This window comes from Aquibacillus kalidii, assembly GCF_014280935.1.
GTDB classification, from domain to species: Bacteria; Bacillota; Bacilli; order Bacillales; family Amphibacillaceae; genus Aquibacillus_D; species Aquibacillus_D kalidii.
Genome location: NZ_JACLZI010000027.1, coordinates 60,341 through 76,099 on the forward strand (window position 1 = coordinate 60,341; position 15,759 = coordinate 76,099).

Annotated in this window: 17 protein-coding genes; all 17 read right to left on the reverse strand. The window is 38.4% G+C overall.

The window, feature by feature from the left end:
- Positions 1-15: 15 nt before the first annotated feature.
- The 17 genes from H7K77_RS04825 to H7K77_RS04905 all read right to left on the reverse strand — a co-directional run bounded on the left by H7K77_RS04825 (position 16) and on the right by H7K77_RS04905 (position 15,734).
- Positions 16-378, reverse strand: coding sequence for a hypothetical protein (locus H7K77_RS04825; protein ID WP_186576592.1), 363 nt, complete (start codon positions 376-378; stop codon positions 16-18).
- Between the two features lie 484 nt (positions 379-862).
- Positions 863-1,279, reverse strand: a complete 417-nt coding sequence (gene fabZ, locus H7K77_RS04830; protein ID WP_186576593.1) for a 3-hydroxyacyl-ACP dehydratase FabZ — start codon at positions 1,277-1,279, stop codon at positions 863-865.
- An 89-nt stretch (positions 1,280-1,368) separates the two neighbouring features.
- Positions 1,369-1,725, reverse strand: coding sequence for a DNA-directed RNA polymerase subunit beta (locus H7K77_RS04835; RefSeq protein WP_235988834.1), 357 nt, complete (start codon positions 1,723-1,725; stop codon positions 1,369-1,371).
- Positions 1,726-1,756: 31 nt separating this feature from the next.
- Positions 1,757-2,584 (reverse strand): flagellar hook-basal body protein, encoded by an 828-nt coding sequence (locus H7K77_RS04840; protein ID WP_186576594.1) that lies wholly within the window; start codon positions 2,582-2,584, stop codon positions 1,757-1,759.
- A 12-nt stretch (positions 2,585-2,596) separates the two neighbouring features.
- The gene (locus H7K77_RS04845) at positions 2,597-3,418 is read right to left on the reverse strand and encodes a flagellar hook-basal body protein (protein ID WP_186576595.1); all 822 of its coding nucleotides are present in this window, start codon (positions 3,416-3,418) and stop codon (positions 2,597-2,599) included.
- 90 nt (positions 3,419-3,508) lie between these two features.
- Complete coding sequence (gene mreB, locus H7K77_RS04850; RefSeq protein WP_186576596.1) at positions 3,509-4,513, reverse strand: rod shape-determining protein; 1,005 nt, start codon at positions 4,511-4,513, stop codon at positions 3,509-3,511.
- Between the two features lie 152 nt (positions 4,514-4,665).
- Positions 4,666-4,965, reverse strand: coding sequence for a sporulation transcriptional regulator SpoIIID (spoIIID, locus tag H7K77_RS04855; RefSeq protein WP_186576597.1), 300 nt, complete (start codon positions 4,963-4,965; stop codon positions 4,666-4,668).
- A gap of 367 nt (positions 4,966-5,332) precedes the next feature.
- On the reverse strand, positions 5,333-5,515 hold the full coding sequence (locus H7K77_RS04860) for a hypothetical protein (RefSeq protein WP_186576598.1): 183 nt from the start codon (positions 5,513-5,515) through the stop codon (positions 5,333-5,335).
- Positions 5,516-5,548: 33 nt separating this feature from the next.
- Complete coding sequence (locus H7K77_RS04865) at positions 5,549-6,586, reverse strand: AimR family lysis-lysogeny pheromone receptor (RefSeq protein WP_222599220.1); 1,038 nt, start codon at positions 6,584-6,586, stop codon at positions 5,549-5,551.
- Between the two features lie 325 nt (positions 6,587-6,911).
- On the reverse strand, positions 6,912-7,874 hold the full coding sequence (locus H7K77_RS04870; RefSeq protein WP_186576599.1) for a M23 family metallopeptidase: 963 nt from the start codon (positions 7,872-7,874) through the stop codon (positions 6,912-6,914).
- Positions 7,875-8,049: 175 nt separating this feature from the next.
- The gene (gene spoIID / locus H7K77_RS04875; protein ID WP_235988835.1) at positions 8,050-9,144 is read right to left on the reverse strand and encodes a stage II sporulation protein D; all 1,095 of its coding nucleotides are present in this window, start codon (positions 9,142-9,144) and stop codon (positions 8,050-8,052) included.
- 560 nt (positions 9,145-9,704) lie between these two features.
- On the reverse strand, positions 9,705-11,012 hold the full coding sequence (gene murA, locus H7K77_RS04880) for a UDP-N-acetylglucosamine 1-carboxyvinyltransferase (protein ID WP_186576601.1): 1,308 nt from the start codon (positions 11,010-11,012) through the stop codon (positions 9,705-9,707).
- A gap of 37 nt (positions 11,013-11,049) precedes the next feature.
- Complete coding sequence (locus H7K77_RS04885; protein ID WP_186576602.1) at positions 11,050-11,775, reverse strand: YwmB family TATA-box binding protein; 726 nt, start codon at positions 11,773-11,775, stop codon at positions 11,050-11,052.
- Positions 11,776-12,045: 270 nt separating this feature from the next.
- Entirely contained in the window at positions 12,046-12,279 is a 234-nt protein-coding gene (locus H7K77_RS04890) for a DUF1146 family protein (RefSeq protein ID WP_186576603.1), read from the reverse strand.
- A gap of 232 nt (positions 12,280-12,511) precedes the next feature.
- Positions 12,512-12,910, reverse strand: coding sequence for a F0F1 ATP synthase subunit epsilon (locus H7K77_RS04895; RefSeq protein ID WP_186576604.1), 399 nt, complete (start codon positions 12,908-12,910; stop codon positions 12,512-12,514).
- 477 nt (positions 12,911-13,387) lie between these two features.
- Complete coding sequence (gene atpD, locus H7K77_RS04900) at positions 13,388-14,785, reverse strand: F0F1 ATP synthase subunit beta (RefSeq protein WP_186576605.1); 1,398 nt, start codon at positions 14,783-14,785, stop codon at positions 13,388-13,390.
- A gap of 79 nt (positions 14,786-14,864) precedes the next feature.
- Positions 14,865-15,734: a F0F1 ATP synthase subunit gamma gene (locus H7K77_RS04905; protein WP_186576606.1), complete on the reverse strand. Its 870-nt coding sequence runs from the start codon at positions 15,732-15,734 to the stop codon at positions 14,865-14,867.
- Between the last annotated feature and the right edge of the window lie 25 nt (positions 15,735-15,759).

Here is a 15,759-nt window from a genome sequence, read left to right on the forward strand (position 1 = left end):
AGAGAAAGGATAAGATTACTCCTCTTCTTCTTTCTCCATTGTATCTTCATTTGTTGCATCTTGCTCTTGTTCTGAAGTACCTTCTGGATTTTCTCCAGTAGCGTCGTCGCCGTTAGTACCCTGTTCACCGTTTTCACCGTCTGTTAAATCATTTGCTTCATCTTGGATTTCATCGCCCGCATCGTCAAGGTTTTCTTCTACATTCTCTCCAAGACCTTCACCATTGTTACCAGCATCATCCATCTCTTCTTGAATCTCATCAGCTGGAGCCTCTTCTTCTGGTGGTGGGTTTTGCTCGTCGTCATTCTCAGCACAACCAGTCATTAAAGAAACTGCAAGGGCAGGTGCACCAAGTTTTAATAACCATTTTTTATCCATCGGTGAATTCCTCCTTAAAATTTGTTTCTATATTAGCTTTCCCTGTTCTCGAAAATAATTCGAGCATAAGATGCGGTTCAAGTAATTACTAATGATGGTTTGTGTTGACAGTTTGATCTTTAGCAGCGGCTTGAACTGCTCTTAATCCGGTTTTGTCTCCCAAGCATGACTAATTTACCCTGTTCAGTAAACAGTCTTGTTTATAATTCTTCATTTTGGGATAAATTATTCGTGGAATTAGTATATTTTTGGATGCAATTGTTTTGGGTGAGGTGTGGTGGTGGCACATAAGTACGTTATCTTGGCACATAAATGTTGTGGTTTGGCACATAAGGCTGGAAAAGTGGCACATATCTCTAATTTTAGGGGGCATATATTTAGTTAAGTGGCACATATCAAAAACTCTTGATACATTCCTCCACAATAGGAAAACTTCACCCAATAAAAAGCACATGACCACCACGTGATCATGCACTTCCCACAATTATTTAACAGCAAAAGTAATTTCTGCTTCACAAGCAAGCTCGCCATCAACTGTTGCTACTGCTTTTCCTTTACCAATTGGACCTTTTACTTTAATTATTTCAACTTCTAACTTTAACTGGTCGCCTGGCTTTACCTGGCGCTTGAAGCGACATTTATCAATGCCCGCCAAAAAGCCGATCTTACCTTTGTTTCCTTCTTTACTAAGAATCGCTACAGCCCCAACCTGTGCTAGTGCTTCCACAATTAATACACCAGGCATTACAGGGTAATCAGGAAAGTGTCCTTGGAAGAATGGTTCATTTATTGTTACATTTTTTTTGCCGACAACTCTTGTTTCTTCTAATTCCGTAACTTCATCCACCAACAAAAACGGATAGCGGTGAGGTATTACCTCTTTAATTTGTTGTACATCCATTTTATCTTGCTCCCTTCCTATGTATAGACTTCATTCATTATACCAAATACACGTATAGATATTAACAAAAACAGCTAACCCATTAAGGGCTAGCTGTTTAAACCATCACTCGTTACAATATCAACTATATGTCGCCACGTATCCAAGTTTAATGCATCTAATGCAGATCCACCACCAAGTATTCCATACCCAACCATTAGTCCAACAATCAACGCTGCAAAACAAAGAACAAAAATGATCACCAACCGTAACCAAATAGGTAATATTCGACGGCGAAGCTTTCTACCTAAGCGCTTCTCTGCACGACGATTTTTCTTACTTTGTTTGTCTTCCTTATTTTGTTCACGATCTAACTGTTGTTCTTGTTTTTGTAGTTGACGCATATCTTTTCGACTTTTCGGGTTAGATTGTACCTTCTCTCCCGATTGTGTTTGCATACTAGGCATGTTTGGCGACTCCTTACATTAAAGATTCGTGTTAACGCAATTGATTAATTAATCCTGACATTTGATCGTTCATTGAAATAGATCTCGCATTCATTTGGTAAGCGCGTTGAGTTAACAACAGCTCTGACATTTGCTTAGATAAGTCAACATTAGAGCTCTCTAGCGAACCGCTCTTGACTTCTAACGCATTATCTACAACCTGTTGAATGATCTCATTTGCATTAAACTCTGTTTGAGCTACTTGAGGTAAGCGGAAGTTATTATTACCTACAGATTCCAACATTCTCGGACGAACTGCCTCTACAATTGACAATTGGTCCTCCACTTGCTGGTTTCCATTTCTCGTAGTTTGAATTAATCCATTGCTTGTAATAGAAATGGATTCAAATCCATCCGCAAACATGATTGGACCGTTTTCTCCGATAACCGGATTACCATCAGAAGTGGTTAGAGTAACCTGACCATCTCCATTTGGACTTAAATAAAAGTTACCTGAACGGGTAAACTGTGTTTCATTAATTCCATTTTCTGTTACACTGATTTGAAATAATTGATTTGAATTCACTAATGCAACATCAAGAGCTCGTCCAGTTGACGTTAACGCCCCTTGTGCTAGATCGCGACTGACAGTTCCTAGTTTAGCTCCTGTACCAATACGGATACCATCTGGAGTTAGGCGACCTTCGGCATTAGCAGGATCTTTTAAGTTATCAATCTGCTGAAATAACAACGATGAAAAGTCTGCTTGCTGACTTTTATATCCAGTTGTGCCTACGTTGGACATGTTGTTTCCGATGATATCAAGCTTATTCTGTAATTGGCCCATGGTGACTGCTGCTTGTATAGACATACGGCTCATTGATTAATCCCCCTACCTTAGTCGTCCTATTTCATTAACTGCTTTATCTAAACTTTGGTCATATGCTTGGATTACCTTTTGGTTTGCTTCAAACATGCGATAGGCTTGCATCATATCGGTCATCGTTTGAGCTGTATCAACATTAGAGTTTTCCAAGTAGTTCTGCTGAACCGAGAATGTTACACCTTGGTTTGTTCGAGCATTTTCTAATACTTGTCCATCCTCAGCTCTGAACAGTCCTTCGCCTTCTTTAACTAATTGATTAGCATTAGCACTATAAGCAATTCCTAGCTGTGTTGCTTGATTTCCTACTTGTACGGAACCTTCTGCTGTAACATTGAATTCCTGCCCATCCGTACTAATCGGATTACCGGTCTGATCTAACACGTAATAGCCTTGGTTACTTACGAGCAAGCCTTGTCCATCTACAGTAAAGTTACCGTTTCTAGTATATCGAGTTTCACCTTCAGCGTTTTGAACAGTGAAAAATAAACTTCCATTATCGTCAGGCAAAACGCCATTTACCAGTGCCATGTCTGTTGAAATCCCAGTATTCTTTAAAGCTCCTTGTGCAAAATCTGGAATCGTTTCCTGTACATAGACACCTGTATTGAGCGCACCTACTCTTGTTCGCATAGGAATAGTAGTTTCTCTTCTAGGAGGAAAGGTCTTATTTTCCATACGCTCAATCAACATTTCCGGGAAAGCCTTTAATGTGGCTTGGTCCTGCTTATAACCTGGTGTTAAGGCGTTGGCAACGTTATTTGATAAAGCTTCTTGTCGTCTCTGTTGTGCTATCATTCCTGATGTTGCGGTATAAAAACCTCTTAACAAGTTCGTTTCCCCTCTCCACTTCAGTCTTTAACTTTGAAAAAATGATGTTTTCCTACAATTTTCGCATCTAAGTCACAAAATATTTATTTATTAAACGATATTCCGTCTTCTTTCAATTTTATCAATGTTTTCAAGCATGATGCCTGTCCCTTTTGCTACACAGTTCATCGGCTCTTCCGCTAATAAAACAGGTACTTTTAATTCTTCTGCAAGTAGTTGGTCTAAACCGTGAAGCAAAGCCCCACCACCTGTTAAAATAACACCACGATCAATTATATCAGCTGATAACTCTGGCGGTGTTTGTTCTAAAACTGTTTTTGCAGCCTGAACGATAAGCGCAATTGATTCTCTAAGTGCTTCTTCCACTTCACCAGAACGAATTGTAATCGTGCGTGGTAAGCCTGTTACCATATCTCGTCCACGAATATCTATTTCTTCATCACGTGACCCTTGAAATACAGTTGCAACATTCAGTTTAATATCTTCCGCAGTTCTTTCCCCGATAAGTAATTTATATTTACGTTTAACATAATTTAATATTTCAGCATCGAACTTGTCACCAGCCATTTTAATTGACTGGGCTGTTACGATGTCGCCCATTGAAAGAACGGCTACATCCGTCGTTCCTCCACCAATATCTACAACCATATTACCGCTTGGTTGGAAAATATCCATTCCAGCGCCAATCGCAGCAACTTTAGGTTCTTCTTCTAAATAAACTTTCTTTCCACCGGATTTCTCCGCAGCTTCTTTGATTGCTTTTTGTTCTACCTTTGTTATATTAGTCGGGCAGCATATTAGCATTCTAGGTTTGGATAAAAATCCTCGTACATTTATTTTATTGATAAAGTATTTTAACATTGCTTCCGTAACATCAAAGTCAGCAATAACACCATCTTTTAATGGACGAATAGCTTCTATGTTTCCAGGAGTACGCCCCACCATACGACGGGCCTCTTCTCCTACTTCGAGAACACGACCAGTAGTGCGATCCATCGCTACTACAGAGGGTTCATTAAGTACAATTCCTTTTCCTTTTACATGTATAAGTACATTTGCCGTTCCAAGATCTATTCCAATATCCCTAGAAAACATAAGGTTTGATCCTCCCTGCCTAATTTAGTTGCTTCGTATCCGTTCGTGAACACTATGCTTCTAGTATATATAATATCATAAAATTTATTATTTAGTTATAGTTATTAATAAATAAGAGTTGGAAATATTTTGGCAGTTGGAGGATCCTTGCATTAACTAACAGGTTTTATCGGTGTTTCCTCTTCTATTTCGATTTCTCCAGCAGAATTAAGTTTATATTTCAGCTTGGTTGCTTCTCCACCACGTAAGTGCCTAATCGCCTTGTGATGGTCCAAAATTGTTTTGACTTCATTTGCTAATTCAGGGTTGATTTCTGGTAACCTCTCAGTTAAATCCTTATGAACAGTACTTTTTGACACACCAAATTCCTTTGCGATGACTCGTACGGTTTTTCTTGATTCCACGATATACTTTCCTATCCTGATCGTTCTATCTTTGATGTAATCGTGCACACCACTCGCCTCCCTAAGTTGTATGTCCAAGGTGTGAAATGAGACAAGAGGTTGGAGATTGTGGTTATTTCATACTCGTCTTATGTAAGATAAAAAGGTATTTGTTTGCTTTATTCATTGATATAAAAGCCCCACACACTCTCACCTTAGACGAATCATGTTCGGTTTCTAACATCTTATTAGCATTTAGGATGGAATATGATTAAAAATAAAAAATGTACTGTCTAATTCCTTTACAAATAATATGGACAAGTGTTCATTTTGAGAGGAATATTCTCAAATAAAAAAAGCATCACTCTAACTAATATCCATCACTTGTACAGTAATTTAAAGTTAGAGTCATGCCTTTTCACAATTCATTATGTATTTATCCTACATCACCATAATCAGGATCATGTTGGTAGGTAGTAATATCTCCTTTTTCATAAATCGGCTCTTGAATTAGGATAGAATCCACCTCATCACCTTGACTGGCTTGAATATCACGAGAAGTGTAACTAGATAAAGTAATTAAGAACAACATAACTAGTATTAGCAACCGCATTTTCATGGCTTTGTCCTCCCTTAAATTTAACTTTTTCAACTAGTACGCTTTCCTTTTTATTTTTTGGAGTGGAAGTCTTGCAAAAAAATGGTCACTCCGTTTTTCTATAAATTCATTATAAGAACTAAACAAGAACTGTTCATTTCCTGTTGCTAGTCCCATGTAATATTTGTGGAAAGGTGTATCTTGGTTTACTCTTTCCAAAATCCTTTGTGCTTCTTTTAAATTACCTCTTGCTATTTCAATATGTGCTTGCTCACTGAGGTCCTTTGTTTTCAATCCTTCCACTTCCCCAAAGTGTGCACATATAAATGGATAATTCCGATTTTTAATAACCGAGATCAACTGACTTTTGTCAAATAGTTCAGCCGATTTCAACGCTTCATCAAGGTGGTAAACACTTGAATGATAATCTTCATAAATGTAGCTTAAGGCTAAATTAATATGAAGTTGTACTTTTCGCTCTACATTAAATGTTTGATTTATCGCTTGATAGGCATGCTTCCTAGCCAAAATGAGTTCGTTACGCTTCCAATAGTAGATGAACAACAGTGTATTTAAGCGGACACGAAAGAGGGAGGCAAGCAATGGGTTTTCCACTTCCATGATCAAATCATTAATTTCATCTAAATAATACCCTAAACTATCATATTTATATCCAGAATAGTCTAATGATATTTTTAGAAAAATAAGTAGACATTTCAACTCCGGTAAGCTTGTCTTTATTTCTTGTGCATGATGTAAAATGGTTTGGGCAGGTCGATTGTAGTTTCTTCTTGCTACCATTAACTCATAAACAGCACCCCATTTACGATTGATAGGGTTTTCACTTTGCTTATTTTTAATGATGAGAAAATCTAGCTCTGTATAAAATCCATTTAGATAGAGGTATTCCATTCCGATCCTCATATCAATGGCGGATTCCGTTTGTAAACAAAATTGTTTAGCAAGATCTGCTGCAGCTTTTTCATCATTGTCTATGCTTACCATCGTTATAAACTGATTGAGATTAAGCTGTGGATTATAGTTTTGATATTCCTTTAAAATACTAGACTTAGTTGAATCAAATCCCGTCAAAGCTTCCCCTCCTTTCCTATCATTTAGTTAAATATTAATATAATTAATATTATTTCACATCTAATTTAATATTCAACCCAAATACACCTATTATTGCTCGACATTTACTTCAAGGCTTCGACAGCTTTGCCTTTTTGATGACTATTCTCATTAGCCTATTTTAGAAGAGAATGTAGTTAATTGACAAAACAGATACTAACTCTTCCATTCGTTGATTGATTAGTGGTAACCTTACTGTTAAAATTCTCAATAGGATGATTGACGTAGCAAGCCATTTAAAAAAAGTCTTAGGATTTAATCCCAAGACTTTTCTAGTAAGTTATGTTTAAGCATTTGCCATTGCTGCAGAAGATTCTGTTTGGTTAGTCGTGTTGTCCTCTTCTGGTTGTTCTTTGTCAGTACTGTCATCTTCTTCTGCATCGTCCTTATCAGTACTCGTGCCTGATGTTTGGTCTTCCTTCATGCTGTCTTTTTGCTTTGCTTCTTTCTCAGTTGACTTCTCTTCTGTTGATTTTTCTTCAGTTGCATTACTTTCAGTTGAAGATTTTTCATCTTCTTGCTTTGCTTTTTCATCTGCACTTTCTTGTTTCGGAGCTTTTACATCGTTTAATGGTTGGTTAAAGTAGCTTTCTGGATTTACTGGCTCTCCAGCTTTACGTAATTCAAAGTGTACATGTGTTCCGCTTGCTTGACCATAAATATTACGGCCAGCTGTACCAATTGTATCACCTTGTTTTACTTTTGCACCTTGGTCTACCATTACTTCACCTAAACTAGCATAATACGTTTCTAAGTCATTTTCATGTTGTAATTTTACTACATTACCCAGAATCGGGTCTTCTTTCACTTCTGTTACTGTACCGCTTAGTGAAGCCATGACATCAAATGCCTTATCATCTGCTGATGCAATATCTAATCCGTTGCTTTGATAGTATTTATTGTCATATAGAACAAGTGCTTTTTCTTGGTCTGCACTATCTGCATCGTAGTCAAAGAATTTAGTTACGATTTCTGTTTGCAAATCTTCTGCTACTGGCATTTTAATTACTTCTTGTTGATTTACAACCTCAGCAGCATCCTGTTCGAAATCCTTCATGCTTTGACCAGATAGATCAAGATCCTGTTCTGTTTCATCACTAGCCTGTGGTACCTGATTATCCAGATTTTGATACCATAATACACCTGTTAACAACAACGCAGCCATTGTTAAGTAAACTGCTGGGAAAAACCATCTCTTACCGAAGACACGTCTCCAACCATTTTTTGAAACGTTCTTATTTTCCTCCATTGATCATCACCTCAGCAATCATTCTGATCAGAAAGAGGAACTTATATACATTAATCCATAAATTTTTTCTACTTATTTTTCGACAAACGGGTTAAATTATACTGTAAATCCCGAATTACCAATATTTCCAATAAAAAGAGGTACCTAAACTAAGTAGTTTAGGTACCTCTTTTTATTATTTTCTAGCAGCTAATTTAGGTGCTGTTGTATTGATTTCACTTACCTCTGCACCTTTGTAATAATAGGTAACGATGTCTTTATATGTCTTGCCTTCTTTCGCCATTCCATTCGCTCCATATTGGCTCATTCCAACACCATGTCCATAACCTTTCGTGGTAAACACGAGATGATCTTTCTTCTGTGTCACTTCAAAATCTGTTGAACGAAGATTTAATTTCTCTCTTACGTCACGCCCAGATATTTCTTTACCACCCATCGTGATAGTAGCAACCCGATTACTTTCTGTTCGAGTAGTCTTAAAAGTAGCAGCATCCTGCTTAATATCGATACCAAGTGCCTTTTCCACATCCGCGACAGTTAAAATTTTCTGATCTAAAAATTTTGGGGAGATTTTTTCATCCCATGGACTTGCTACACTTCTTAAATACGGTAACTCATTTGGCCAATAATTTTCTGAATCCTCGGTATAACCATTACTTGTCGAGAAAAATGCTGGTGTAATTGGTTGGTCATTATATGTAACGATTTCACCCATCGTTGCAGCAACGGCCTGTTTAATCTTGTTCACCTTCCAGTTATAATCCGTTCCCCACTGCTGACGCAACTCATCATCACTTTTATATACTTGGTGTTGTACAGTATCTGTAAGATCAGCATCACCAGGTATCTCATTTGGCTGTGCACTGTTTTCTTGTGCCATTAGGAAATTAACAACATAGGTTCTGGCTGCCAGCGCTTGTGCTTTTAATGCCTCTAGTTCAAAATCAGCTGGCATCTCAGAAGCAACTACGCGGACTACATATTCCTCTAACGGGACTGACTCCACTTTTTTGGATTCAGAACGATATACACTTACAGAAAAAGGAGAATCATTTTCCTGTAAGACTACCTCCTGTGCCTTTGCTTCGACATCAACTGATTTGTTCTCAGCTTCTCCCCCCTGAATATATGGCAAAACAATGACTGTTGGAATCACCAAGATGATGGAAAATAATCCTAACACGATGAATAGGGTTGGCTTTCTCCACTTATTACTTGTTTGATTTTGTTTCCATTTATTTTTCGGTAGTTTGTGTTTCCATTTTTCCATATGCGGCCTCCCTTTCATTTGCAATCTAGTTAATTTTGTCCAAGCCTACCACTAGGCCCTTCTCTATTAATAATTCTATTCAAATAGAAATACAATAGAACTAAATTTTTAGCAAAAGATATATTAGATAGACAAGCATAGTGACTTTTTCAAGATTGGACTTAGCTAACCCTTCCCATATGGTTAAGCAACCATTCTTACATAAAAAAAGAAAAAGTTATTAATTCTTGGCTATTTGCTTAATCATACGTTAAAACTTTTCATATTATGTTGTTGACTTGATAATTTATCGATACAGGCACCTGGCATCCATTAAAGCGGAAGGAAGCTTATGGGGTTAGTGGTATATTTATACCTTCTCTTGCTGTTTATATTTGCGAATGAGGTATATGTATATATTGAGTCTTAAGCACATATAGAAAAAGTATGTGAAGGTAGAAAGCTTTGAAAGTGGAAAAAGAACTTTGAAGTTATAACTGCACATGACAATTGCTATATTATTTTATATCAAAAAAAGAAAGCAGACCACATTTCTGTAGTCTGCTCTCATACCCTACTAATCAGTAGGCAGAAGATTGCTGATTTTGTTTATAATTAATTACATCCTCTTCATCTGAAACACGCTCAATATCTGCACCTAATTGTGCTAGCTTCTCAGCAAGATCGACATAACCACGATCAATGTGCTTTAACTCTGTAACACGAGTATAGCCTTCTGCAGTTAAACCAGCTAAAATTAGTGCTGCCCCTGCTCTTAAATCTGTTGCTGAAACCTCAGCACCTTGTAGTTGAACAGGACCTTCTACAATGACACTGCGGCCTTCAATTTTTAACTTTGCGTTCATACGACGAAATTCTTCTACGTGCATAAATCTGTTCTCAAATACTGTCTCGGTAATGACACTAGTGCCATGTGCATTTAGCATTAGTGCCATCATCTGTGACTGCATATCTGTTGGGAAACCTGGGTGTGGCAATGTTTTAATATCAGTTGCTTTCAAACGTTTAGGTCCAATTACCCTTAGTCCATCAGCTTCTTCAATGATTTTAACACCCATTTCTTCCATTTTGGATACGAGTGAGCGCATATGCTCAAGCTCTGCTCCTTTGACTAAAACGTTACCGCCAGTAATGGCAGCTGCAGTCATGAATGTTCCAGCTTCAATGCGGTCAGGTATGATCGTATGTTCTACACCATGCAAACGATCAACACCTTGAATTTTAATTGTTTCTGTACCTGCACCAATAACCTTTGCACCCATTTTATTCAAGAAATTTGCTAGGTCTACTATCTCTGGTTCTTTTGCGCAATTTTCAATTACTGTTTTGCCATCTGCTAGTGCAGCAGCCATCATGATATTCTCTGTAGCACCTACACTAGGAACGTCTAAATAAATCTTAGCACCCTTTAAACGACCTTCCGCATGCACCTCAACAAATCCGTTACCTACATGAACTTTTGCACCCATTGCCTCGAAACCTTTTAGGTGAAGATCAATTGGTCTAGATCCAATTGCACACCCACCAGGCATTGCCACTTTTGCATGACCATAGCGAGCAAGTAGTGGACCGAGTACTAAAACAGATGCCCGCATTTTTCTAACATATTCAAACGGAGCCTCCGTAGTTAGTGGTTGTGATGCATCGACAGTAACTGTATTATTTGCAAAGCTAACATCAGCATTCATATTACTTAATACTTCTTTAATCGTATACACATCAGCAAGGGCTGGTACTTCGTAAAGAACACTCTTTCCTTCACTTGCAATTATACTTGCTGCGATGACAGGCAGTACGGCATTCTTAGCACCTTCCACTTTAACAGTGCCAGTCAGCTGCCTCCCACCACGGACGATGATTTTTTCCAAGGTTCATTCTCCTTCTTAGTCCAATTATTCACTAATATTAATATTCAGTAGTTATGATAGGTGTTCCTATTGTAATGGTTGTTTTTCCGCCCAATCCTTCTCGAGCAGCCATTTGCACGTTCATAGCTCCGTCCGAAGTAGGGATGGCAGACTCCCAGAGTGGCGTGGTTCCAGATAGGACTGTAAAATCGTCTTCTTTTATATTATCTAGTGTTTGAACATTCAAGTTTTTTTGTAAATTATTTAACAAATAAACACTACTTATATTACCACTAGGAGACGTCTGTACACAAGAGAATTTTGTCAAATTTTGAGTAAATATAGTATTCGTCATTTCCTCAAGCTTTCTAGAGTAACGTTTATTAATCTTTTCATTCCACAAGTCTCCTGAGATGGTGTAAATTACTTCCACTGCATAATCCTTTTCAAAAGGAACTACCAATATAAAACTTTCGTTAATCTTGTCCTTTTTTTGAGTGCTCAGGATATATTTTGTTGCCTCTTCCATTTGTTTTGTTTGAAACGAATGGTTAGGATAAGACTTTTCAATCTGCTTCTTAACTTCATCTACACTTTTGGCATCTACTTTTTCTTTAACAATTACTTGCCAATTCTCTAAATCTAGATTTTGTTCATTTAATAGATTAGTAATGTCGCTCACTTCTTTTAGTGGTTCTGAGGACGACGCACTAGTTAATGTTGTAAAAGAAAATATAATAGTTATCATAACGGACACAACGAGAATCAACCTTATCTTTTTCATCTTAATCCAGCTCCCTAATTTATTATTATCCTCATTATGGTCAGGAGATGGTGGATGTATACTGATTGATTCTCGTCAATGTTTGACATTTTATCAAGGGGCTTTCCGTATTGATTACTATTGCATGCTTAAAAGGTACTAAGAGGAGTATTTTCCATCGTTCACAAAAAGATATCCTTAGCACCTTTTAGCGAGTTTTTGCAATGGAAAACGTAGGGGTGACGATATCACTACATTTTTTGTAACTATCTCATTATTCTAAAGAAGGAATTAAAAGAGATATATTAACTGTTGGCCCCATTGAATTAACTCTAAGAAAAATTTACTAACGGTTGTTCCAATTACAATTGTCACTAAAATAATCAGTACTCTAGCTTCAAATACACGTGACTTATGAATTAGCGCATCAAAATTAACGGACTGTATTGCTCTCCATGTAATGATTATAAAAAGTATATGAGAGAAGATACTGAGTAATGCATCCTGTGCTAGTGTTTGCAACATTCTATTCACGCCTTTCTTTATTCGCACGTTATAAACTTTGACATGTTACGTATAAAAAGTCAATTGTAGTAGGTTTTGTTTTTGAGGGTATTCACTTTATAAAAGTGATTCGATATTTCCGGGGAAATATCGACAAATTAGGCAAATCACTTTGCAATTATATGAATGGAGAATTTATCGTAACAAAAAACGAGAAAGTCTCCACCCATTGTTTGGGACCTCCTCGTTTTTATTACCTATTTCCTACTACATCTAGGCGATTAAGTGCACGTTTAAGTGCATATTCTGCCCTTCTGAAATCAATATCATCTTGTTTGGCTTGAAGGCGTCTCTCAGCGCGCTCTTTTGCTTTACGTGCGCGTTCCACATCAATATCACCAGGTTTTTCAGCTGATTGAGCAAGAATGGTAACTTTATCTGGGCGTACTTCTAAAAAACCACCACTTACCGCAATCTTTTGAGGATTTTCTCCTTTTAAACGCACAGCACTGATTGATAATGGAGCAACGAGAGGAATATGGCCAGGTAGAATACCTAATTCTCCATTTTCCGCCTTACAACTCACCATTTCAAATGTATCTTCCAGAACAGGGCCATCAGGAGTGACAACACTCACAGTTAGTGTTTTCATTGAAACCCCTCCTTGGGCTGGAATCAAGTAGTTGTTATATACAACATCACTTGTGTTCTATCAATTTGGTCACTTACGAAGTAATTTATGGCTAAGGAATTGGTCAGGGTCTTGGTTATCTTGCTTACCAATCGACCCTAACCGGTCGTCTCCGCTTCCTATTTCAGTCCAGCTCCGACTCCCAGGGCCTCGCTGAGATAAGCAATCCCTCTCCAAGGCTGAAAGATCACAGCCTTTACGCGAGCTTGCTTATCCAGTCGACCCTAACCGGTCGTCTCCGCTTCCTATTTCAGTCTAGCTCCATGGGCTTGATGCGATACGCATAAGATCGAGCCCATGGAGCTTTCTGATTCAATCGAGCTTCGGCTCCTAGGTCCTCGTGGATAAGCAATTCCCTCTCCAAGGCTGAAAGATCACAGCCTTTCCGCGGGCCTTGCTTATCCAGTCGGACCTGTACAGTCGCCTCCGCATCTTAAACTATGCCATTTGTTTTGCTTTTTCAACTACTTCTTCGATGCGTCCTACTAGACGGAATGCATCTTCTGGAAGATCATCGTGCTTACCATCTAGGATTTCTCGGAAACCTTTTACTGTTTCTTTAACAGGAACATAAGAACCTTGTTGACCAGTAAACTGTTCAGCTACGTGGAAGTTCTGAGATAAGAAGAACTGAATACGACGAGCACGTGCAACAGTCAATTTATCTTCATCAGAAAGCTCATCCATACCTAAGATAGCGATGATATCTTGAAGTTCTTTATAGCGTTGAAGTGTTTGTTGTACTTCACGCGCTACGTTATAGTGTTCTTCTCCAACAACCTCAGGGTCAAGGGCACGAGACGTAGATGCTAATGGATCTACGGCAGGGTAAATACCTTGCTCAGATAGTTTACGGTCAAGGTTAGTAGTCGCATCTAAGTGAGCGAAGGTTGTAGCCGGTGCCGGGTCAGTGTAGTCATCGGCAGGTACATAAATCGCTTGGATAGATGTAACAGAACCTTTGTTAGTTGACGTAATACGCTCTTGTAATTGACCCATTTCAGTAGCAAGTGTTGGTTGGTAACCAACGGCAGATGGCATACGGCCAAGTAGGGCTGATACCTCTGAACCTGCTTGTGTGAAACGGAAAATGTTATCGATAAATAGTAATACGTCTTGTCCTTGTTCATCACGGAAGTATTCCGCCATTGTAAGACCAGTTAACGCCACACGCATACGTGCACCTGGTGGTTCGTTCATCTGACCGAATACCATGGCAGTTTTTGTGATAACGCCTGAGTCTTTCATTTCGTAGTAAAGGTCGTTTCCTTCACGAGTACGTTCACCAACACCTGCGAATACGGAAATACCACCGTGTTCTTGTGCGATGTTATTGATAAGCTCCTGGATAAGTACTGTTTTACCTACACCAGCACCACCAAATAAACCGATTTTACCACCCTTGATATAAGGAGCAAGTAAATCAACAACTTTAATTCCTGTTTCAAGAATTTCAGTTTCGGTTGCTAGGTTTTCAAAATCAGGTGATTGACGGTGGATTGGATCACGACGGATATCCTTTGCAAGATCTTCATCTAAGTCAATTTTTTCACCTAATACGTTAAACACACGTCCTAAAGTCACATCACCTACAGGTACGGAAATAGCTGCACCTGTATCTGTTACTGCCGAACCACGTTGTACACCTTCAGTTGATGACATCGCGATTGTACGGACACTATCGTCACCGAGGTGTAGAGCTACTTCTAATGTAAGCTCTTCGTTATCACCTGCAGTTTGGACCTTTAATGCGTTATAGATTTCTGGAAGGTGTCCACTTTCAAACTTTACGTCGACAACCGGTCCCATGATTTGCGTAACGCGTCCTTTGCTCATCGATTTCCCTCCTAACTTACTTTCATCCTCGTCCAAGATTAAATCAAGTACTTAGATGTTAACGGTATATTATTCGAAATTATTCTTGAGCTGCTGCACCACTAACAATTTCGGTAATTTCTTGCGTGATTGCTGCTTGTCTTGCACGGTTATATTGCAAAGAAAGATCACTAATTAGATCGTTGGCATTATCTGTAGCACTTTGCATTGCCGTCATACGAGAGGCATGCTCACTTGCTTTACTGTCTAATAATGAACCGTAAATTAGGCTTTCTGCATATTGTGGCAATAAGACATTCAATATTTCCTGCTGATTCGGCTCAAATTCATACATACTGCCGTTTGATTTGCTCTCAGCACCATTCGAAATATTGGTTAATGGCAACAATTTTTTCGATGTAACTTCTTGAGATATAGCACTAACATAATGGCTGAAGTAAACGTATAATTCATCGATCTCTCCATCGATGTACATTTGAACTGTTTGCGATGTTAAATCGCTTATGTCAGCAAAGTTTGGCTGATCGGATAACCCGATTACTTCGTTGGAAATTGGTATGTCACGTTTCTTAAAGAAGTCACGTCCTACTCGTCCTACTGCAATAACCGTATATTCATCCTTGGAGTGATGGCGTTCCTGGATAGTTCGGTAAACTGTCCTTAAGATACTACTGTTATATGCACCCGCAAGGCCTCTGTCAGAAGTAATAACGAAGTAAGCTGTTTTCTTAACTTCTCTTGACTCTAACATTGGATGAGTAGCATCTTGCCCACTACCAGCAATCCCAGCCACAACTTCTTGAATTTTCTCGCTATAAGGTACAAAAGACTTTGCATTCTGCTCTGCTCTATTTAGTTTAGAAGCTGATACCATTTGCATTGCTTTTGTAATTTGTTTTGTTTTTTTCGTTGAAGTTATCCTCGTTTGTATATCTCTTAGAGATGCCACTGTATTTCACCGCCCTTTCTTCAAA